Source organism: Dyella sp. 01N36 (assembly GCF_056399745.1).
Genome location: NZ_JBFTRY010000006.1, coordinates 60,950 through 81,373, shown reverse-complemented (window position 1 = coordinate 81,373; position 20,424 = coordinate 60,950). Strand labels below are relative to the sequence as shown.

The window sequence follows — 20,424 nt, the reverse complement described above, 5'->3', positions numbered from 1 at the left end:
GATAAGCCCGAACGCTCGAGGTGCGCTGTTGTGGGACAACCTCCGAGGGTACACAGGGGATACTTCCAAGCGCTGCGCAACGCGCCCGAATCGCTGAGGACTTAAAGCCGGGCCTCGCTGCGCATCGGCTTAGGCATCGCTCCTTTCCTCTGCTGCGGCTGCTTGTCTGTGGGAGCGCACCCTGTGCGCGACAGCCACGCTGGGGTGTACCGCTCCGTAGTTTTGTTGCGCACAGGGTGCGCTCCCACAAATTGCGATCGCAGAATTGAATTACCGCTACAGCGTGCGAAACCCCTTGTAGGAGCGCACTTGTGCGCGACCGCGGCGTTGGGATGTACCGCTCCGTAGGTTTGTCGCGCACAGGGTGCGCTCCCACAAAAATAGCGATCGCAGAATTGAATTGCCGCTACAGCGTGCGAAACCCCTTGTAGGAGCGCACTTGTGCGCGACCGCGGCGTTGGGATGTACCGCTCCGTAGGTTTGTCGCGCACAGGGTGCGCTCCCACAAATAGCGATCGCAGAATTGAATTACCGCTACTGCGTGCGAAACCCCTTGTAGGAGCGCACTTGTGCGCGACCGCGGCGTTGGGATGTACCGCTGTGCAGGTTTGTCGCGCACAGGGTGCGCTCCTACAGATGGGTTACGGCTGGGTGTTGTCTTGGGAGGTATTGGCGCAATGGTTGGACGTCTGAAGGCCGCAAAGGCTGCCCAATCGCGGCGGACGCCTGTTTGCAGCTTCCTCGCACYACGATGCCGCCAATCAACCTTCCTCATCCGCAGGCAACGACGGCATCGCTTCCTGGTCGATCGCCAGATGGCTTGCAGCCAGCGCGACCTGGGTGCGGTTGTTGACGCCGAGTTTGCGCATGATGGCGGTCATGTGCGCTTTCACTGTGGCTTCGGATACGCCGAGGTCGTAGGCGATCTGCTTGTTGAGCAGGCCTTCGGCGATCATCGTGAGCACGCGGAACTGTTGCGGCGTCAGGGTGGCGACGCGATCGGCGACGGCGGCTTCGTCAGGCTTGAGCGCCGTGCCGCCGCCGACAAGCTGGTGCGGCAGCCACACATCGCCATCGAGCACCTTGCGGATGGCGGTGATGATGTCCTCGCCCGGTGTCGACTTTGGAATATAGGCCGATGCGCCATGGGCGAGTGCGCGTCGCGCCACCTGCACATCTTCATGCCCTGACACGACGATGGTCGGCAGGCCAGGATTTTGCCCGCGTATATGCGCCAGTGCGGAATAGCCGCGCGCACCGGGCATGTGCAGGTCGAGCAGGAGCAACTCGGCGTCGGGATACTGCTCGATCAGGCCAAGCAGCGTGTACACGCTGTCCGCGCTGTGTACGTTGGCATTGGGAACGGCCGCCACGACGGCGCGTTGCAGGGCGTCGCGAAACAGCGGGTGATCGTCGGCAATCAGTACGTCAGGCATGGATTCCCTGCTTCACTTTGTAGGAGCGCACTTGTGCGCGATCAAGTGCCTCGAGGCCGGAACAGCATCGAGACGGGTGACGCGACCGCGACGATCATTCATGGGGAACATCGGGTCGCTGCGGTCGCGCACGAGTGCGCTCCTACAAGTGCGTGTTTATTTGATGAGGCGTTCGTCCACCAGGTTTTTCACTACGCCGGGATCGGCCAGCGTGGAGATATCGCCGAGCTGGTCGGGTTGGTTCTCGCCGATCTTGCGCAGGATGCGGCGCATGATCTTGCCCGAGCGTGTCTTCGGCAGTCCCGGCGCCCACTGAAGGAAATCCGGCGTGGCGATAGGCCCGATCTCCTTGCGCACCCAGGCGACCAGTTCTTTGCGCAGCTCGTCGCTGCCCTGCTCACCGGCAACCAGGGTGACGAAGGCGTAGATGCCCTGGCCCTTGATGTCGTGTGGCGCGCCCACCACGGCGGCCTCAGCCACCTTCGGATGCGCCACCAGCGCGCTCTCCACTTCGGCGGTGCCGATGCGATGGCCGCTCACGTTGATCACGTCGTCGACGCGACCGGTGATCCAGTAGTAGCCGTCTTCGTCGCGACGCACGCCGTCGCCGGTGAAGTAGTTGCCCGGATAGGCGCTGAAATACGTATCGATGAAACGCTGGTGATCGCCGTAGACCGTGCGCATCTGGCCCGGCCAGGAATCGGTGATCACCAGGTTGCCCTCGGTCGCGCCTTCCAGCACGGCACCGCTGGCATCGACGATGGCGGGCTTGATGCCGAAGAACGGTAGCGTGGCCGAACCCGGCTTGGCGTCGATCGCGCCGGCCAGCGGCGTGATCAGGATGCCGCCGGTTTCGGTCTGCCACCAGGTATCCACGATGGGGCAGCGCTCGTCGCCGACCACGCGGTAGTACCACTCCCAGGCTTCGGGATTGATCGGCTCGCCCACGGAACCCAGCAAGCGCAGCGACGCACGCGAAGCCTTCTTCACCGGGCCTTCGCCTTCGCGCATCAGTGCGCGGATGGCGGTGGGAGCGGTGTAGAACGAGGTGACCTTGTGCTTGTCCACCACGTTCCAGAAGCGGCTGGTGTCGGGGTAGTTGGGCACACCGTCGAACATCAGCGTGGTGGCGCCGTTGGAGAGCGGCCCGTAGACCACGTAACTGTGGCCGGTGACCCAGCCCACGTCGGCGGTGCACCAGTAGACATCGTCTTCGCGCAGGTCGAACACCAGCTCGTGTGTGTAACCGGCATAGACCAGGTACCCGCCCGAGGTGTGCAGCACGCCCTTGGGTTTGCCGGTGGAGCCGGAGGTGTAGAGGATGAACAGCGGGTGCTCCGCTTCCACCGGCGTCGGCGGACAATCAGCCGACTGGCCTTCCATCAGCGTGTGGTAGTAGCGGTCGCGCGGCGACTGCATGGGCACGGCGCTGCCGGTACGGCGCACCACGATCACGGTCTCCACGCTGTTGGTGCCGGGGCGTTCGAGCGCGGCGTCCACGTTGGTCTTGAGCGGAATCTTCTTGCCGCCGCGCACGCCTTCATCGGCGGTGATGACGACCTTGCAGGCGGAGTCGGCGATGCGGCCGGCCAGCGAGTCCGGCGAGAAGCCGCCAAACACCACCGAATGGATCGCGCCGATGCGCGCGCAGGCCAGCATGGCCACGGCTGCCTCGGGGATCATCGGCATATAGATGGCCACGCGATCGCCCTTGGCCACCCCAAGGTGCTTGAGCGTGTTGGCGAACTTGCACACCTCGGCGTGCAGTTCCTTGTAAGTAATGTGGCGCGACTCATTCGGGTCGTCGCCCTCGAAGATGATGGCGGTCTTGTCGCCGCGCTCGGCCAGGTGGCGGTCCAGGCAATTGGCCGAGACGTTCAGCTCGCCGTCCTCGTACCAGCGGATGTGCAGATCCCTGGGGTCGAACGAGACGTTCTTGATCTTGGTGGGCGTCTTGGTCCACTGCAGGCGCTGGCCGACCTTGCCCCAGAAACCCTCCGGATCCTTCACCGACTCGGCATAGAGCCGCTGGTAATCGTCCTTGCGGATGCGCGCCTTGGCAGCGAAATCGGGTTTGACGGGGTAGAGCTTGGTCATCGTGGGGCTCCTGCGGCCGGCCCAGCCGGCCTCCTCATGCGTTGAATGTCGCCGCAGCAACCCACTGTCGGCGATAACGACCGAGTGTACCGGCTGGCCGGTGATCGATACGTTTCGCCCCACTTTCGACTTTGGTCGAGGTTCGACCAATGGTGAATAGGCGTCCGCAATGCAGCATGGACATGCTCGGGTGGTCATCGACCTGGGGAGGCCTGCCATGACATTGCCCACCACCGCCCGCCGCCATGCCGCKCTGGCGCTAAGCATCGCCTGCGCGCTGAGCCTGCCGCTGGCAGCCCATGCGCAGAGCACCACCACGAGCAAAGGCAGTACGCGCGAACAACAACTCGAGCAGCGCGTGAACCAGCTGGAACAGCAACTGGCCGAACTGAAGGCCATGATCCAGGAACAGAAGGCCGCCACCACGCAGGCCACGCAAACCGCGCAGCAGGCGCAGGTGGCCGCCACGCAAGCGCAGACCACGGCGCAGGCGACCTCCACCAAGGTCGAAGCGGCGCCCAAGCCGCAGTTCACCACCGCGCCGGGGCTGACGGTGGCGCTGCATGGCTTTATCGATGCCACCGTGTTTGGCCAGGACCGCACCTTCATCAACTACGGCAACGGCCAGAACGCGGAAATTCCCGCGCCGCCGACCGCCGCCAACAAGGCGAACGGCTATACCGGATCGCTCAGCGGCGCGGACGTGCGCAACACCCGCTTCTGGCTGGATTTCACCGGCGCCAAGTTGAACGACAACTGGAATGGCAGCGGCCGCCTCGAGATGGACTTCTTCGGCGGCAACAACGGCACCGGTGCATACGCGCAGCAGCAGCCGATTCCGCGCCTGCGCCAGGCCTATATGGACATCAACAACCCCACCTGGGGCACCACGGTGCGCATCGGCCAGATGTGGGATCTGATGTTCCCGCTGGAAAACACGCCGACCTCGCTCTCGCATATCGCCTTCCCGCTGGGCTACGGCTCGGGCATCGTGGGTTGGCGCTATCCTGGCGTGATCGTGATGCAGGACCTCAACCACGGCACCGACGGCGTGAAGTGGCGCTTCGACTTCGCCGTGCTCGAGGGCAACTGGAGCGGCCCGCAGAACCCCGCTGGCACCGCAACCGTCAACTATCTCAACGGCGGCGCGGCGCATTTCAAGCCGCAGGTGGAAGCGCGCCTGCATGCGCAGGGCAAGGACTGGCTGGGCTACCTCACGGCGCATTACTCCGAAATCGATCTGCATGGCGTGGGCGATATCGTGCCCAAGCCGCCGCGTGACACGCTCAACAGCATTGGCTACGACCTGGGCGGCCAGTGGAAGCCCGGTCCGTGGACCCTGAAAGGCCTGATCTATACCGGCAAGGCGCTGGGCGAGATCTTTGGTGCGATGTCCCAGTTCGGCAACATCAAGGAGTCGGGCGGCTTCGTGCAGGCCGGCTACAACTTCACACCCAAGTGGAGCGTCAACGCCTTCTATGCGGCCGCGCGTCCCAACCGCGAAGACGTGATGGCCTGGACTGCACCCGGCACGGCGGCTGCACCGGGCGTGGGCCTGCTGCGCAACAACATGTCTGCCTTGAGCCTGCAATATGCCTCGGGTAACTACGAGCTTGGGGTGGAGTGGATCTACGACAACTTGCGTTACCAGCTGAAGAATTCGCCCTCGAGCCAGACCGTCAACGGCAACCAGGTGAGCTTCAGCGGCATGTACAAGTTCTGAGGAAGCGACGGTGGCAACGTCCAGGCGTTGCCATCGCCACCGCCGGGTGGGGCGACGGGAGGCGCCCGAACCGGACGAGTAGAGAACGACGCAGCGAGTGGCCAACGCCGCTCCAGCGAGTTGCACCCTGAAACCACCATCCATCGATTCGATGGGGCGTCACAACAGAGGGCTACATCATGGCTACGACCGCCGTCGACATGCGGGGATCGCTCGACACCGGCCACCGCCGCGTCATCCTGGCTTCCAGCCTGGGCACCGTGTTCGAGTGGTACGACTTCTACCTCTACGGTTCGCTCGCCGCGCTCATCGGCAAGCACTTTTTCAGCGGTCTCAACGAAACCAGCCAATTCATCTTTGCATTGCTGGCGTTTGCAGCCGGCTTCGCGGTGCGTCCGTTCGGCGCGATCGTATTCGGTCGCCTGGGCGACATGATCGGTCGCAAGTACACCTTCCTCATCACCATCGTCATCATGGGCCTGTCGACCTTCCTGGTCGGCGTGCTGCCTAATTACTCGACCATCGGCGTGGCCGCACCGGTGATCCTCATCACGCTGCGACTGTTGCAGGGCCTGGCCCTCGGCGGCGAATACGGCGGTGCGGCGACCTATGTGGCCGAGCATGCACCGCAAGGCAAGCGTGGCCTGTACACCAGTTTCATCCAGATCACCGCAACGTTCGGTCTGTTCCTCTCGCTGCTGGTGATCCTCGGCCTGCGCCTGTGGCTGGGCACCGAGAAGTTCGACGACTGGGGATGGCGCGTTCCGTTCGGCATCTCGCTGTTGCTGCTGATCGTGTCGGTGTACATCCGACTGCAGCTGAGCGAGTCGCCGGTGTTCCAGCAGATGAAGGCCGAGGGCAAACAGTCCAAGGCGCCGCTGACCGAAGCCTTTGGCCAGTGGAAAAACCTCAAGCTGGTGATACTCGCACTGCTCGGCGCCACGGCCGGCCAGGCGGTGGTGTGGTACACGGGTCAGTTCTATGCGCTGTATTTCCTCACCCAGAGCCTGAAGATCGACGGCACCACGGCCAATCTGCTGATCGCTGCGGGTCTTGCCATCGGCACGCCGTTCTTCGTGTTTTTTGGATGGCTATCGGATCGCATTGGTCGCAAGACCATCGTGCTTGCCGGTTGCCTGCTCGCCGCGCTCACCTACTTCCCGATCTTCAAGGGGCTTACGCATTTCGGCAACCCAGCCATCGAAGCGGCGGCCGCCACCTCGCCAGTGAAAGTGGTGGCTGATCCCAACGGCTGCAGCTTCCAGTTCGATCCGGTGGGCAAGGCGAAATTCACCAGCTCGTGCGATGTGGCCAAGAGCGCGCTGGCGAAAAAGGGTATTCCCTACTCCAACATAGCCGCCGAGCCCGGCAGCATTGCCGAGGTCAAGATCGGCGACCGCACGATCTCCTCGTTCGAAGGCGGCGCGCTCGACAGCAAGGCATTTGCCGACCAGAACAAGGCCTTCGGCGCGCAGCTTACCGGTGCGCTGAAGGAGGCAGGCTACCCGGAGAAGGCCGATCCGGCGAAGAGCAACTACCCGATGCTGATCGTGTTGCTGGCCATCCTCGTGTTCTACGTGACCATGGTGTAYGGCCCGATTGCGGCATGGCTGGTGGAGATGTTCCCCACCCGCATCCGCTACACCTCGATGAGTTTGCCCTACCACATCGGCAACGGCTGGTTCGGCGGTTTCGTGCCGACCATCGGCTTCATGCTGGTCGCATGGAAGGGCGATATCTACTACGGCCTGTGGTATCCGATCATCGTGGCGATCGCCACGTTCTTCATCGGCTTGCTGTTCCTGCGCGAGACCAAGGACGTGGATATCCGTAGCTGAGTCCCGCTCGTATCAACCAGAAGGCGCGACGGGCAACCGTCGCGCCTTTTCGTTTGCGCGAATCAGACGCTGCGTATGACGCCGACAATGGCCAGCAATACCACGGCGCCGATCAACGCATGCAGGACGCTGTTGACGAACGGGCTCACCACGGCGAAGTGCACCCCAAGCCGCGGCAACAGCCATCCGGCGAAGAACGCCCCGATGATGCCGACCACGATGTTGCCGAGCACTCCAAAACCAAAGCCGCGCACGATCAGCCCGGCCAGCCAGCCGGCAATGGCGCCGATCAACAGGAAGACGAGCAGGCCTTCGACGGTCATCGCATACTCCTTGCCCTGAAGCAGTGCGCGAAGTATCCACAGCGACGTGTCGCCCAGGCGTGACGCAAGATCTTCCCTTCAGCATCGAGTCGGCGACGTCGCCGAACCGTGCATGCGAAGGCCGTCACGGGTGGGGGCAACGTAGCAGCCTACTATGCTTGCCGCGACCCACGGAAGATGGAGGAAGCCGCATGCCCGACATCGAACGTGCAACGTCTTCCCGACGGCCGACCATCCGCCGCCGCTGGCGCCAACTGCTCGGCTGGACCGCCCTGGTGCTCGACCATCTCAAGCCCGTGCGCGTGTCGCTGCTGGTGCTCGCCGTGGCGGTGATGGTCGCGATCGGCGTCGATCAGGCTGCGGAACTGTTCCTGATCGCCCTGTGGACCGATCCCAGCGTGGCGCGCTATCTCGCCCTGCTGCTCTGCAGCGCGCTGGCCGGTCTGGCCATGTGGCATGCGGCACGTCAGGCCTATCGTCTGCGCTATCCACGCTGGCCCGCCCTGCAGGACGAACGCGCGGCTTTCCTGCGGGACTGGTTGCCGCGGCTGCTCGGCGCATTGGTTCCGTTGCTGGTGTGCCTTGGCTATGTGCTGGCGTTGGTCAAACTTCCGCATGGGCCGTGCGGCATTACCGAGCACTGTGCGCAACGCAGCTGGCGGGCGCTGGGATTGCTGGCGGAGGCGGCCTTCCTCATCGTGTTCTTCACCACGCGCCGTCGGCTCTGGAGCACCTTGACCCGGCGCATGCCGCGACTGACCACGCCGCATGCGCGTCCGCGCGATGAGAAACGCGTCTGGCGCGTGCGTGATCTCGGTACGTTTGCCGTGGTCATGTATGTCGTGGTGGTGACGCTCAACGTGCTGGCCACGGTGCTGATCGCATTCATGCCCGAATTGCTCGACGGCATGGGGCCGTTGGCCATCCTGCTGCTGTCCGCCACTTTCCTCTGCTACAGCGGCGGCCTGTTATGCATGATTGGTGACCGGCGCGGCGTGCCGCTGCTGACCATCCTGCTGCTGGTCAGCGCTTCGCTGCATTGGCTGCATCTGAACGACAACCACCAGGTGCGGCAGTATCCCGGCATGAGCACGCATGAGCGCCCGGCCATGCAGCCGCCGGATTCACGGCCGAGCTTCGATGCCTATGCCGATGCGTGGATCAAGGACCGCTGCGCCGGCCACGATCCGTGCCCGGTCATCCTTGTATCTGCCGAAGGTGGCGGCATCCGCGGCGCTGCGTGGACGGCGCAGGTGCTGAGCCGTCTTACCGCGATCACGCAACAGGGACAGCCGGCAATCAATGAGCCACTGTTCGCGCGCTATCTCTTTGCAGCCAGCGGCGTCTCCGGTGGCAGTCTTGGTCTGGCCGTCTATGTGAGTGCGCTGGCGCAACCCCATCCGCTGGATACCTCAGCGTTGGAACCACGCGCACAGCGCATGCTGAGCCACGATTTTCTCGCGCCGACCCTGGCCAACACATTCTTTGTCGACTTCACCCAACGCTGGTTGCCCGGCGCGTGGCTGGACGATCGCGCCCGAGCGCTGACCCGTGCCTGGGAATCGGCTGCCCGCAAGCAAGGCATGCCCGCCTTTGAGCAACCGTTTTCAGGCCTCTACGAAGGGCCGCAGGTCACGCCATCGTTGCCGGCGCTCTTCCTCAACAGCACCACGGTGGCCGAAGGCAAGCGCTTTATCCAGCATCCGTTCCAGCCGATGGCCACACCCCAGCGCCAGCCGTGGACCGCGGGCTTCGATGGTTCGAGCTGGCTCGACCCACGCGTGCCGCTGAGCGAAGTCGTGCTCAACAGCGCGCGCTTCACCTATGTGAGCCCGGCCGGCACCCTCGAAGCGCATCTGGCCAATCCGCCCGTGCCCAATCGCATGCAGCTGGTAGATGGCGGTTACTTCGAAAACTCAGGCACCACCACCCTGCTTGAACTGATGCGCCTGCTTCGCAGCAAGGCCAGGCAGCATGGCGTGTCGATGCGCTTCATCGTGATTCACATCAGCAACGATCCGCTGATGAGCGATTTCGTCGAGCAACACGACGCCAGAGCGCCGCTGCCGTTCTATTCCACGGCATGTCAGGCCGTACCCGGCGCCATGCCTGCGCATGTCCGTGGCGAGGCGACTGCCCCACTCGACGCCCTGCTCGATACCCGCAGCGCCCGCGGCGACTACGCCCGCGTACAGTTGTTGAACGCGCTACGGCCCGACGCCGCCGATCCATCGCGTGGCGACATGCTGTGGCACTTCCGCCTGTGTCCGGGCAACTATCCCATCCCCATGGGCTGGACCATCTCCGCGCCGGTGTTCACCGAGATGTCCGACCAACTGAACCACTATCCCCTGGAGGCCATGGGCGAGGCACTGCGAACCCAGCTGGCACCCTTCTAGGAGCGCACTGGTGCGCGACCGCAGGCCCCGGAGATGTCGCGCCACCTGAGACCCTGCGGGTGCAAACTGCCGGCATGGCCGAATCCTTTCTCCCTCCCCACGCGTTCAAGGGCCGAGGCGCCGCCTCCAATCCGGAAGGCCGCTTCGAGTCGATCCGCCACCACGCCGAGGACGACGGCTGGCAAAGCCTGGTGCTCGACGAGCAGGCGCCGCGACCGCGCACCGAGGTCACCGAAGAACGCGCGCGCAGCGTCATCACGCGCAACGATTCGCCGGACATCCATTTCAACCAGGCCTTGAATCCGTATCGCGGCTGCGAGCACGGCTGCATCTATTGCTTCGCCCGTCCGTCGCACAGCTATCTCAACCTCTCGCCCGGGCTCGATTTCGAAACCAAGCTGCGTGCCAAGAGCAATCTCGCCGAGGTGCTGCGCCATGAGTTGGCCCGGCCGTCCTATACGGTGAGCCCGATCAATATCGGCAGCAACACCGATCCGTATCAGCCCATCGAGCGGCGCTGGAAACTCACGCGCGCTGCGTTGGAGGTACTGGCCGAGTGCCGGCATCCGTGCACCATCGTCACGAAGAACGCGATGGTCGAGCGCGATATCGACATCCTCGCGCCGATGGCGCGCGACAACCTGGTGCAGGTGTTCGTGTCGATCAACTCGCTGGACAACCATCTGGCCGCCAAACTCGAACCGCGCGCCAGCGCGCCGCACCGGCGCATCCAGGCCGTGCGCACTTTGCGCGACGCAGGCATCCCGGTGGGTGTGCTGGTCGCGCCGATCATTCCGGCGCTCAACGATCGCGATATGGAAGCCGTGCTGCAGCAGGCGGCCGATGCCGGAGCGACCTGTGCGGGCTACACCACGCTGCGCCTGCCGTACGAACTGAAGGCGCTGTTCCGCGAATGGCTGGCGCTGCACGTGCCGCAGCGTGCAGCGCATGTCATGAGCCTGGTGCAGCAGATGCACGGCGGCCGTGACTACGACAGCGACTTCACCACGCGCATGCGCGGGCAGGGCGTGTTTGCCGACCTTATCCGCCGCCGCTTCGACGTGGCGTGCCGCAAGCACGGCTTTGGCCGCGCCCGCGAGTTGCAGCTGGACACGACCAAGTTCGTGCCGCCGCGCAAACCGTCACCGCAGGGTCAGTTGTTCTGACGCGCTGTCGTTCGTTGAGGGCTCGCGTCAGACGGAGTTGGCAAGAAATGGATGCGGCCGTCGTGCGAGGCCACGCCACCCGCGTAGCGCCAGCCATGCGAGCAGGGCCAGCAGCACACCCCACGCACCCACGAACCAGGTGACGTAGCCATGGACCTGGTCGCCGGAGCTCAGCAGGGGAACCATGATGCTGACCGAGAACAGCACATAGCCGAACAGACACAGACCGATGCTTGGCCAGCGACCCAGTGGGCGCCCGCCCAGGACGGACACCACGAAGGCGGAGACGAAGGCCATCGCGCCGCATAGCGTAAGCATCAGCGCGCAGGTGCCGATGGCACTCGCGTGCAGCAACGTCGCCAGCACCAGCGCCAACACCATCAGCGCACCCAGGGCAGCCAGCGGCGGCAGCAGCGAGGCGCACAGCAGGCGACGCTTCACGTGGGCGGCATCGCCGAGTCCTGGCATCAGCGCGAGCAGTGGCAATTCGGCGTTCTGTTTCATCCAGCGCTGAACCAGCTGGGCGATCGGCAGCAGCGCGATCATGCTGCCGCCGAAACCAACGCCCCACATCAGCATGCCAACCAGACCGGTATGAACGAAGCTTTCGCTGAAGTGGCCCGGATGGCGTTGTACGGCCTGCACGCCAAGCTGCAGCACAAAGATCAGCGAGGCGCCGAGCACGATGCTCAGCTGCATCGCACGCCCACCCGTAGTGAGCGGCGCAAACACGCCGCCGAGTCCGATGCGCAGGCTGGTCACGGGGTGCGCCGGGCCGCTTTGGCGCAGCTCGACACGCGGCTGCAGCCATGCCGGGTTGCGACGGATCAGGGTGCTGGCGTCCATGCCGGCGCCGCCCCAGCTGCCCCAGCCACCGCGCGAGGCTGCACCGAACTGCATCATCATCGGCGCCCCCATGCCGCCGTAAGGCTGGTCGGAGTGTGCCACGCGGCGCCAGCATCCCAGCGCGATCAAGGCGAAGACCAGGGCGATGGTGCCGCCCAATAGGGGAAATCCAGGCTCGGCGGGGCGCGGCAGATGGAACACGGGCTGCAGCATGTTGAATACCGCAGGCAACAACCAGATGAAGAAGCTGAAGACGCGCGGCAGCAGCGCCATGGCGAGCCCTGCCGTCACGGCGGCGGCCAGCGCAGCCATCACGTTCCAGGTGTAGCCGCCCAGACTGCCGATGACCACGCTGGGCACGATCACCAGCAACACACCGTATAGCAGCACGGCACCGGACGCCTCGCGTTCGACGCAGGGCAAACGCATCTTCCTGCCGTCGATGGCCAGCAGCAGACAGGGCGACAGCCCAAACAGGGTCAGCATGAACACGCCCGTGGCCACCAGCATGCCGGTGACCGGCGCCCAGTAAACGCGTTCCGCGCCGTGCAGGCCGAACAGGGCAAACGCGCTGGCGCCCGCAGCCAGCAGCACACTGATCGCCAGCACGATCCAGCGCGTCGTCTGGCGCATGGCATACCACGGTGCGATCAACATGCCATGGGCAGTCATCCCGCGATCTCCACGAAAAGATCTTCGAGGCCGAGCGCATCGACGCGCGCGCCCGGCAAGGACGAGGCCTCGGGCCAGCGGCCGTGGGCATCGCGCTCCACCACCAGGCTCACGCTGCCATCTTCATGACGATGACGCCCGAACACCTGGGTCGGTGCAGCCGCAGACATCGCCGCTGGCAGCCACAGACGTGCGAAGCGTTCCTTGGTTTCGTCCACGCCACAATGCAGCAGCAGTTTGCCTTCGTGCAGAAAGGCGATCTCCGAGGCGACGCGTTCCAGGTCGGACACGATGTGGGTGGAAAACAGCACCGTGGTGCCGGCTTCGCCCGCGCGCAATGCAATCTCACGCAGCAGGTCGCGGCGCGCCACGGGATCGAGTGCGGCAGCCGGTTCGTCCAGCACGAGCAACTCGGGCCGGGAGGCGAGTGCGCGGATCAGGTCGACACGCTGGCGCTCGCCTGGCGACAGTTTACCCAGCAGCTTGTTCGGCGAAATCAGCCAGCGCTCAAGCGTGCTTTTTCGCATAGGCTGCATCCCAGGTGGGATAGAAGCGGCCCACGTAGTCGAGCATCTGGCGTGCGCTCAGCCACGCCAGGGCATCCGGCTGTTGGGGCACATAGGCGATGCGCGCCTTGCTGTGATCGGACAGCTTGAGCGCCGCCTCACCAAACACGGTGCATTCGCCGGCATGCGGCTGCAGCAGGCCAAGCATGGCGAGGATCAACGTGGACTTGCCGGCGCCATTGCGCCCGATCAGGCCCAACACGCTGCCCGGTGCAATCGCCAGGTCAATGTTGGACAACACCTGGCCATCCTCGTAGCCATGCGAGAGACCGCGCACAGCCAGCGGTGCGGCGGCATTGTCGTTGATGGATCGCAGTGCGGCATTCATCGGACTACCCTCACGTCAGACGCTTGTTTAACCGTGCGGCGCGGTGCCGCCGGCGATGCGAGGGGCGGTGTGCCCCTCCCTGCCAATCTCATTCGTCCAGCAGCTTGCCAAGCCGGCGCAGTACGGCATCGCCCGGCAATTCAAGCTCACGCGCATGGCGCGCGAGTGCCTGCAATTGGGCCTCCAGCAACGCCATGCGTTGCGCCTGCGTGGCCGTGCTGCGCGTGGTCGCGGCCACCGCCATGCCCTTGCCGCGCAGGCGCTCCAGCAAACCTTCCGTCTCGGCCATGCCGTAGGCGCGCGATACCGTCATCGGGTTGATCGCGTGAAATCCTGCGACATCGCGAACGGAGGGCAGCAGGTCGCCGGTCACCAGCTGGCCGCCGGCGATCAGTCGGCGCAGCTGCTCCACGATCTGCCGGTAGATCGGTTCGGCCGAGGTGGGTTGTATGGCGAACATCGAGGCATCCATGTGTATTAATACAACAATACACTTTGACCAAATTCAATAGGCCGGATGGCAGGGGCACAAAAAAGCCGCCGATGCGGACATCGGCGGCTCAGGCTTTCGGTGGTGCGGCCAGACTCAGTTCGACGCCGGCAGATATTTCTCGAACCACAGCAAGGCGCGCTGCAACACATCGCGCTGATGCTCCGGATCCACAAAGTGATGGCCTTCATTGGGATACACCACCAGCGAGGTCGGCACGCCCTGCGCGCGCAACGCATGCCAGTATTCGAACGACTGCGGCGCCGGACACTCGGCATCGCGGTCGCCCACCACGATCAGCGTGGGCGACTTGGTCTGCTTGATGAAGTTGATCGCCGAACTCTTCGCGTACACCTGCGGATCGTCGTAAACGGAGGCGCCGAAGAACGGGATCATCCACTGGTCGATCAGGTTCTGGCCGTAATAGCTCTGCCAGTTGGCGATGCCTGCGCCCGCCACCACCGCGCGGAAGCGCGTCGTCTGGGTGGGGATGAACATGCTCATGAAACCGCCGTAGCTCCAGCCGGTGAGGCCAAGGCGCTTGTCGTCGACGGGAAGCTTCTTTTCGATCGTGTCGATGCCGGCGAGAATGTCGCGCAGATCGCCGTGGCCGAAGTCCTTGCGATTGGCCTGTACGTACGCCTCGCCCTGGCCAAAGCTGCCGCGCGGATTGGGCATGAAGACAAAGTACCCCAGCGCCGAGAACGGCTCGCCCGCAAAACCCATGCGCGGCCAGCGCGGAATCACCGCGCTCGACGGACCCCCGTGCACGGTGACGATCATCGGGTAGGACTTCTTCGCATCGTAATTGGCGGGATACAGCAGCCAGCCCTGCACGTGGCGGCCTTCGATATCCCATTCCACCGATTCGGCCTTGCCCCATTGCGGCTTGAGTGCAGCATTGAACTGGGTGACGGCGGGCGGCGGGGTGTCGCCCAAGGCGCCTGCGTGCACTTCGGGAGCCTCGGTGTACGAGCTCTGCACGAAGGCGAGTCTGTTGCGATTGGCGGACAGCGATAGCGCCATCTCCGCACTGCCGTCGCCGATCGTCGCCGGCAGCGTGAAGAGCAGACGCGTTTGCGCCGCCCTGGCCGCATCGATGGCGTACTCGGCCACCTGGCTCTGGCCATTGCTGACCTGTGCGACGAGCAACTGCTGCGTGCCGGACCAGGTGAACCACGCCGGCGTCACGCGCGTGTTGGGCGTGAGATTGATCGCATCGCCGCCGCTGGCAGAGACCGCGTAGAGATCACCGCCGGTGGAACCCTGGTCGCTCATCAGGCCGCCGATGAAGACGATGCGCTGAGCATCGGGCGACCACTGCGGCAATGCCATCTGCAGGCCGTGCAGTGAACCCTTCGCGGTCGCCGGATCGAGAATCGCCGTGGCCTTCGCATCGACCTGCGCGTTCTGCACATACAGTTTGGCCAGCCACCAGTTGTTGTCGCCCGGCGGCGGCGCACCGGTGAAGACGATGCGCTGGCTGTCCGGCGACCACGCAAATTCATACGCGTAGGTACTTTCCGGTGTAAGCAGGCGCACGTTGCCGCCGGCGGCATCCACCGTCGCCACGCGCTGCACTTCCATGCCATCCACACCGATCTCGCCCGAGGCCGGCTTGGCGGCATACACCGCGCTGGCACGACGCGTGCCGTTGGGCACGTAAAGGAAGCCGAGCGACTTGCCGTCAGGGGCCCAGCTCAGGTCCTGCGCCACGCCGGGCAGCGAGGCCATATGTTTAGGCGACTCCTTGGCCTGCATGTCGACCACCAGCAGATCTTTCTGCTTGCCGCCGTTGGCGCAATTGGAAAGAAAGGCCAGATGATGCGAATCGGGCGCCCAGGCGGGATCTGTCTCATTGCAATCGCCACGCTTGGCGATGCCCACGCGATGCGCGTCGCTGCCGTCGGCTTTGGCCACCTCGATGGCATCCTTGCCGTCCGTGCGCACCACCCAGGCGAGCTGGTTGCCATCGGGCGACAGCTGTACGGCGCTGATGGCGCGCGTCTTGCCGAGGTCGGTGAGCAATTGTTCGATGCGCGGGTCGGTGCGGGTCGCCGCATGGAGGCCGGGAACAAAAGCCGCCACCAACAGGGGCAGCAGCAGACGGGCAGGGTGTTGCATGGCGGGCGCCTGGATTGCGATGGGGATTACCACACGCTAGCAGGCCAGGCCGCGCGCCGCCAAGTCGCTCAGCGGTGCGCGGAGAACGACGGCAGCGCGCCCTGGGCCTCGAAATAGTGCCTGGCGATCTGCCGCCGCACGACGTGTTCAAAGGCGGTCGTTGGCCGCGCCGGCTCGCCTTGGCACAGGCCCAAGATGTTGCGAACGATCTGCACCGGCGTCATCAGCAGACCCCACGGAAAGCCCCACCAGCCCAGCCCCAGGCAGTAGAGCGTGCTCAGCAGCTGGTCGCGTCGACCGCAGCGACGACAGCACACACTGCGTCGTGTGCTCCACTGCGTCATCAGCAGCAGCGAATGCACGCGGTGGTGTTCGTATACGTCGATGGCAGCGTCCTGTCGCTTGCAACGTGGGCAGCGCGATTGGCGCCACTCGCTCACCTGGCGCTGCAGGATGTCCAGTGGCACCTGGTCGGCAGCAAGGTGCAGCGGATGGGAACGGGCGCAGGCAGCGCTGCAATAGCGTCGCCCATCGAGTCGTCGGCCACCGAACAGGATCGACTTGCCGCACTGGCTGCACGCGCCCATGGAACCCCCTGGTTGTCCCCGCGCGCAAACTAGCGCGCAGCTGTCCGTTGGGCCAATCATCCAGATGGCCGTCTGGACAGCCAGGCGAGAAACTGCTGTGGGTTAGTGCGTTACCGGCGTTGCCACGACGCTGGCCGCTTGCTGGCGCGCCACCTGGATCGCAGCAATCTTCGCCTTGATCGCAGGCATGGCCGCCAGCGCGGCGCGCTCGCCTTCCATGATGGCCTGGTCCTTCTGCTCGAAGTCCGCCGCGCCGATCTGATTCACCTTGGGCCGGATCACGATGTCTGCGCGCGCCAGCTCCTGCTCGCCGAGCTTCTGGCCCATGATGCTGATGGACTGGCCGACAATATTGAGCATGCCCTGCGGGTTGCTGCCGTTGGCCTTGCTGGAAATATCCACCGCGATCACCACGTCGGCACCCAGCTGACGCGCGGCATCCACCGGCACCGGACTGACCACGCCGCCATCCACGTAATGCTTGCCGCTGATGTCCACCGGCTCGAATACGCCGGGCACGCTGCTGGAAGCACGCACGGCCTGGCCGGTATTGCCACGCACGAACACCGTGCGCTGACCGGTTTCCAGTTGCGTCGCCACCACCGCGAACGGCACGTTGAGCTTGTCCAGCGGACGGTTCTTCACCTGGGCGTTCACGTAGTCCTGCAGTTTCTGCCCCTGCACCACGCCGCCGGAAAACAGACGCACGTCGCGCAGGCTGGCCTGGTCCAGCGCAATGGCGGTCTCCTGCAGCTGGAACGGGTCCATGCCGCTCGCATAAAGCGCGCCGACCACGCTGCCTGCGCTGGTGCCGGCCACCACATCGGGGCGAATGCCGTTGGCCTCCAGCATCTTGATCACGCCGATGTGCGCAAAGCCCTTGGCCGCACCGCCGCCCAGGGCCAGGCCAATACGCAGCTTCACCACCGGAGGCGGCGCGATCGGCGCAGGCGGCGGCGTGGGCTTGGTGCTGCCGAAGCAGGCGCACAGCACCAGGCTGGCAAGCAGGGGCAGGACAGGGCGAAACAAGCGGGTGGACGTCATGTCGATGGGCGCGGGCGGCTCGTAGAGGAAGGTTCGGCCTGCTGATCCTTCGGCAGGCCGGTCACTGGCGAGCGAGTGTACGACCGCCAGAGGGCGGCACGATGGCAGGTTGCGGCGCACGTTGTGCAACGGTCAGCAAACTGCTCGTCATCCCGGCTTGTACCGGGATGACGAGCGTCAAAGGGGGACGGCCTTTAGCCTGCGGCGTCTGCCTCGACGTGGTAGTGCGTGGCCACTTCCACTTCTTTCTTCGAACCGAGGAACACCGGCACGCGCTGGTGCAGGCCGGTGGGCTGCAACCCCATGATGCGTTCGCGGCCAGTGGTGGCGGCGCCGCCGGCCTGCTCGACGATGAAGGCCATCGGGTTGGCTTCGTACATCAGGCGCAGCTTGCCGCCCTTGGACTTGATCTTGGCGTCCAGCGGATAGAAGAACACGCCGCCGCGGGTGATGATGCGATGCACGTCGGCCACCATCGAGGCGACCCAGCGCATGTTGAAATCCTTGGCGCGGGGGCCTTCCGTGCCGGCCAGCAGCTCCCCGATGTAACGCTGCATCGGCGCTTCCCAATGACGCTGGTTGGACATGTTGATGGCGAACTCGGCGGTCTCTTCCGGGATGCGGATATTGCGACGGCTCAGGATGAAGCTGCCCACTTCGCGATCGAGCGTGAACTCGTGCGTGCCGTGGCCAAAGGTGATCACCAGCACCGTGGCCGGGCCGTACACCACGTAACCGGCGGCCAGCTGGGTGGTGCCTTCCTGCAGGAAGTGCTCGGCCTTGGGTTCGGTGATGCCGTCGGGACAACGCAGCACCGAGAAGATCGTGCCGACGGAAATGTTCACGTCGATGTTGGAGCTGCCGTCGAGGGGATCGAACAGCAGCAGGTGATGGCCCTTCGGATACATGTCGGGGATCGGCTGCGGATCTTCCATTTCCTCAGAGGCGCACGCGGCGAGCTGGCCACCCCAGGCGTTCGCTTCGAGCAGGATCTCGTTGGAGATCACATCGAGCTTCTTCTGCGCCTCACCCTGGATGTTGCCGGTGCCCGCCTCGCCCAGCACGCCGCCAAGGGCGCCCTTGTTGGTGGCCACCGCGATGCGCTTGCAGGCACGGGCGACCACTTCGATCAGCAGGGACAGCTCGGCGTTCATGCGGCCGGCGCGGCGTTCCTCGATCAGGAACTGGATGAGCGAAATGGACTTCATGGCGAACCCGCAAGCAAAGGGACCCCTATTGTCCCGGTTGATGCCGACACTTGTCAGCTCAAAGTATGACCAGTGGGTTCATCTATCCGTCCTGAAAACCTTTTCGGACAAGCCACCGCCACGAGCGTCGGCCCCCTCCCTGTGGGAGCGCACCCTGTGCGCGACAGGCGCCCGAGCGCCTGGCGAGAACCGGTCTTCGCGGGGCGCTCGGGCGCCTGTCGCGCACAGGGTGCGCTCCCACAGGTGGTTACACGGCGGCTCCCCTACTGACAACACGTTGGCAGCAGGGGGTAGCCACACTGGCCTCCGTCATAAGGAGGGACTCTCATGCGCGATACGGTGTATTTCCTGGCGTTCGACGGTTTTGCGGACTGGCATGCGGCGCATGCGCTCTGTGAAATCCGTCGGCCGGGCGACTGGCAGTTGAAGACGGTGGGTTTTTCCATGCAGCCGGTGCTTTCCATGGCCGGCCTGCGCGTGGTGCCCGAGCTCACCCTGGATGAGCTGGACCTGCGGCGCGCGGCATTGCTGATCGTCCCGGGCGGCTATCTGTGGGAACACGGCGATGGCGACGAGGCGGTGCAGGCCGTGGGGCGCGTGCACGCGGCAGGCGCGCCGGTGGCGGCCGTCGATAGTGGTGTGCTGGTGCTGGCCCGGGCCGGGCTGCTCGATGCCTGCCGTCATACCGGCAGCTGGCCGGGCCACATCGGCACGCATGTGCCCGCTTATGCCGGCGCCGAGCAGTACGACGCCAACGCGCTCGCCGTGAGCGACGAGGGCGTCATCACCGCCAGCCAGCTGGGCAGCGTGGAATTTGCCCGCGAAGTGATCCGCACGCTCGACCTCTACAACCCGAGCGATCGCGAACATTGGTACCGCTTGTTCAAGCACGCCCTGCCGCCGCCGTGGTGCGCGGGCGACGCCGCCACCGCCGTGGCGGCCTGAGCGAACACGACGAGGAGAATGTCATGGCACTGTCGATCGGAAAGATCCTGATGGCATACCGGCCCTTGTACCTGCGCGGGCTGTTGATGGATGGCCAATACCGCTTTCCGGTAACCACACCGGAAACGGCGAACGGCAAGAAAGAGGAGGTCAGCAAGCAGGTCACCGCCGAGCGCGCATCGCTGACGCCGCGCCGACTGCGAGGAGCGCGCGCATGACCCGCACCTATCACGGCAGTTGTCACTGCGGCGCCGTTCGCTACGAAGCGGACCTGGATCTGTCCGCGGGCACCGGACGCTGCAACTGCTCCATCTGTCGCAAGTTGCGCTTCTGGAGCGCGAGGGCCGACCTCAAGACGTTTCGCGTGGTGAGCGGCGAGGACGCGCTGGTCGATTACCGCTTCGGCACCGACAGCACGCACAACCTGTTCTGTCGCCATTGCGGCACGCATTCGTTCCATCGCGGCTATGTGGAACAAATCGGCGGCGAGTTCGTGGCGGTCAACGTGGTCTGCCTGGACGACGTGAGCGACGAGGAATGGGCCGCCGCACCTGTCCGCTATTCCGATGGGCGCGACAACAACTGGTGGAACGCGCCCGCCATCACCAGCTATCTCTGATCTCGACGCCAAG

General features: G+C 64.8%; 16 protein-coding genes and 1 pseudogene. 7 read left to right on the top strand and 10 right to left on the bottom strand.

Translation table 11 applies throughout. The annotated features are described in order from the left end of the window. Positions 1-761: 761 nt before the first annotated feature. Positions 762-1,436, bottom strand: a complete 675-nt coding sequence (locus tag AC1DMG_RS02940; RefSeq protein WP_441601809.1) for a response regulator transcription factor — start codon at positions 1,434-1,436, stop codon at positions 762-764. 156 nt (positions 1,437-1,592) lie between these two features. Beyond that, on the bottom strand, positions 1,593-3,533 hold the full coding sequence (gene acs, locus AC1DMG_RS02935) for an acetate--CoA ligase (RefSeq protein ID WP_441601808.1): 1,941 nt from the start codon (positions 3,531-3,533) through the stop codon (positions 1,593-1,595). Positions 3,534-3,750: 217 nt separating this feature from the next. On the opposite strand from acs, the gene AC1DMG_RS02930 reads away from it, so the two are divergent. Together AC1DMG_RS02930 and AC1DMG_RS02925 are read left to right on the top strand one after the other, a co-directional pair. Then, a complete protein-coding gene (locus AC1DMG_RS02930; RefSeq protein WP_441601807.1) occupies positions 3,751-5,256 on the top strand; it encodes a hypothetical protein in 1,506 nt (501 codons plus the stop codon). A gap of 179 nt (positions 5,257-5,435) precedes the next feature. After that, on the top strand, positions 5,436-7,094 hold the full coding sequence (locus AC1DMG_RS02925) for an MFS transporter (RefSeq protein ID WP_441601806.1): 1,659 nt from the start codon (positions 5,436-5,438) through the stop codon (positions 7,092-7,094). 62 nt (positions 7,095-7,156) lie between these two features. Here the strand turns inward: AC1DMG_RS02925 and AC1DMG_RS02920 are convergent, their stop codons facing one another. Next, the gene (locus tag AC1DMG_RS02920; protein WP_441601805.1) at positions 7,157-7,417 is read right to left on the bottom strand and encodes a GlsB/YeaQ/YmgE family stress response membrane protein; all 261 of its coding nucleotides are present in this window, start codon (positions 7,415-7,417) and stop codon (positions 7,157-7,159) included. A 191-nt stretch (positions 7,418-7,608) separates the two neighbouring features. On the opposite strand from AC1DMG_RS02920, the gene AC1DMG_RS02915 reads away from it, so the two are divergent. Both AC1DMG_RS02915 and AC1DMG_RS02910 read left to right on the top strand, forming a co-directional pair. Further along, entirely contained in the window at positions 7,609-9,816 is a 2,208-nt protein-coding gene (locus AC1DMG_RS02915; protein ID WP_441611148.1) for a hypothetical protein, read from the top strand. Between the two features lie 74 nt (positions 9,817-9,890). Then, the gene (locus tag AC1DMG_RS02910; protein ID WP_441601803.1) at positions 9,891-10,982 is read left to right on the top strand and encodes a PA0069 family radical SAM protein; all 1,092 of its coding nucleotides are present in this window, start codon (positions 9,891-9,893) and stop codon (positions 10,980-10,982) included. A 27-nt stretch (positions 10,983-11,009) separates the two neighbouring features. On the opposite strand, the gene AC1DMG_RS02905 is transcribed toward AC1DMG_RS02910, so the two are convergent. The 7 genes and pseudogenes from AC1DMG_RS02905 to AC1DMG_RS02875 all read right to left on the bottom strand — a co-directional run bounded on the left by AC1DMG_RS02905 (position 11,010) and on the right by AC1DMG_RS02875 (position 18,847). After that, complete coding sequence (locus AC1DMG_RS02905; protein ID WP_441601802.1) at positions 11,010-12,500, bottom strand: hypothetical protein; 1,491 nt, start codon at positions 12,498-12,500, stop codon at positions 11,010-11,012. After that, positions 12,497-13,394: pseudogene (locus tag AC1DMG_RS02900) on the bottom strand (ABC transporter ATP-binding protein). The gene AC1DMG_RS02905 and the pseudogene AC1DMG_RS02900 overlap by 4 nt, the downstream one beginning before the upstream one ends. Positions 13,395-13,482: 88 nt before the next feature. Further along, positions 13,483-13,866, bottom strand: a complete 384-nt coding sequence (locus AC1DMG_RS02895; RefSeq protein ID WP_441601800.1) for a GntR family transcriptional regulator — start codon at positions 13,864-13,866, stop codon at positions 13,483-13,485. A gap of 114 nt (positions 13,867-13,980) precedes the next feature. Further along, on the bottom strand, positions 13,981-16,008 hold the full coding sequence (locus AC1DMG_RS02890) for a S9 family peptidase (protein ID WP_441601799.1): 2,028 nt from the start codon (positions 16,006-16,008) through the stop codon (positions 13,981-13,983). 68 nt (positions 16,009-16,076) lie between these two features. After that, on the bottom strand, positions 16,077-16,595 hold the full coding sequence (locus AC1DMG_RS02885) for a hypothetical protein (RefSeq protein WP_441601798.1): 519 nt from the start codon (positions 16,593-16,595) through the stop codon (positions 16,077-16,079). A gap of 102 nt (positions 16,596-16,697) precedes the next feature. Beyond that, positions 16,698-17,639: a patatin-like phospholipase family protein gene (locus AC1DMG_RS02880; RefSeq protein ID WP_441601797.1), complete on the bottom strand. Its 942-nt coding sequence runs from the start codon at positions 17,637-17,639 to the stop codon at positions 16,698-16,700. A gap of 194 nt (positions 17,640-17,833) precedes the next feature. After that, positions 17,834-18,847 (bottom strand): class 1 fructose-bisphosphatase, encoded by a 1,014-nt coding sequence (locus AC1DMG_RS02875; RefSeq protein ID WP_441601796.1) that lies wholly within the window; start codon positions 18,845-18,847, stop codon positions 17,834-17,836. A gap of 327 nt (positions 18,848-19,174) precedes the next feature. Here AC1DMG_RS02875 and AC1DMG_RS02870 point away from each other — a divergent pair, with 327 nt between their 5' ends. From AC1DMG_RS02870 to AC1DMG_RS02860, 3 genes are read left to right on the top strand one after another with little or no spacing between them, the layout of a single operon-like run. Then, positions 19,175-19,792: a DJ-1/PfpI family protein gene (locus tag AC1DMG_RS02870; RefSeq protein WP_441601795.1), complete on the top strand. Its 618-nt coding sequence runs from the start codon at positions 19,175-19,177 to the stop codon at positions 19,790-19,792. Positions 19,793-19,815: 23 nt separating this feature from the next. Continuing rightward, positions 19,816-20,010, top strand: a complete 195-nt coding sequence (locus AC1DMG_RS02865; protein WP_441601794.1) for a hypothetical protein — start codon at positions 19,816-19,818, stop codon at positions 20,008-20,010. Then, positions 20,007-20,411 (top strand): GFA family protein, encoded by a 405-nt coding sequence (locus AC1DMG_RS02860; protein ID WP_441601793.1) that lies wholly within the window; start codon positions 20,007-20,009, stop codon positions 20,409-20,411. Before AC1DMG_RS02865 ends, AC1DMG_RS02860 begins: the two co-directional genes overlap by 4 nt. Positions 20,412-20,424: the final 13 nt, after the last annotated feature.

Bases quoted from the DNA above. Each gene is read 5' to 3' on its own strand.
- AC1DMG_RS02880 (WP_441601797.1), bottom strand. From the start codon at position 17,639: ATGACGTCCACCCGCTTGTTTCGCCCTGTCCTGCCCCTGCTTGCCAGC.
- AC1DMG_RS02885 (WP_441601798.1), bottom strand. From the start codon at position 16,595: ATGGGCGCGTGCAGCCAGTGCGGCAAGTCGATCCTGTTCGGTGGCCGA.
- AC1DMG_RS02940 (WP_441601809.1), bottom strand. From the start codon at position 1,436: ATGCCTGACGTACTGATTGCCGACGATCACCCGCTGTTTCGCGACGCC.
- AC1DMG_RS02875 (WP_441601796.1), bottom strand. From the start codon at position 18,847: ATGAAGTCCATTTCGCTCATCCAGTTCCTGATCGAGGAACGCCGCGCC.
- AC1DMG_RS02865 (WP_441601794.1), top strand. From the start codon at position 19,816: ATGGCACTGTCGATCGGAAAGATCCTGATGGCATACCGGCCCTTGTAC.
- acs (WP_441601808.1), bottom strand. From the start codon at position 3,533: ATGACCAAGCTCTACCCCGTCAAACCCGATTTCGCTGCCAAGGCGCGC.
- AC1DMG_RS02895 (WP_441601800.1), bottom strand. From the start codon at position 13,866: ATGGATGCCTCGATGTTCGCCATACAACCCACCTCGGCCGAACCGATC.
- AC1DMG_RS02920 (WP_441601805.1), bottom strand. From the start codon at position 7,417: ATGACCGTCGAAGGCCTGCTCGTCTTCCTGTTGATCGGCGCCATTGCC.
- AC1DMG_RS02860 (WP_441601793.1), top strand. From the start codon at position 20,007: ATGACCCGCACCTATCACGGCAGTTGTCACTGCGGCGCCGTTCGCTAC.
- AC1DMG_RS02870 (WP_441601795.1), top strand. From the start codon at position 19,175: ATGCGCGATACGGTGTATTTCCTGGCGTTCGACGGTTTTGCGGACTGG.
- AC1DMG_RS02915 (WP_441611148.1), top strand. From the start codon at position 7,609: ATGCCCGACATCGAACGTGCAACGTCTTCCCGACGGCCGACCATCCGC.
- AC1DMG_RS02890 (WP_441601799.1), bottom strand. From the start codon at position 16,008: ATGCAACACCCTGCCCGTCTGCTGCTGCCCCTGTTGGTGGCGGCTTTT.
- AC1DMG_RS02905 (WP_441601802.1), bottom strand. From the start codon at position 12,500: ATGACTGCCCATGGCATGTTGATCGCACCGTGGTATGCCATGCGCCAG.
- AC1DMG_RS02910 (WP_441601803.1), top strand. From the start codon at position 9,891: ATGGCCGAATCCTTTCTCCCTCCCCACGCGTTCAAGGGCCGAGGCGCC.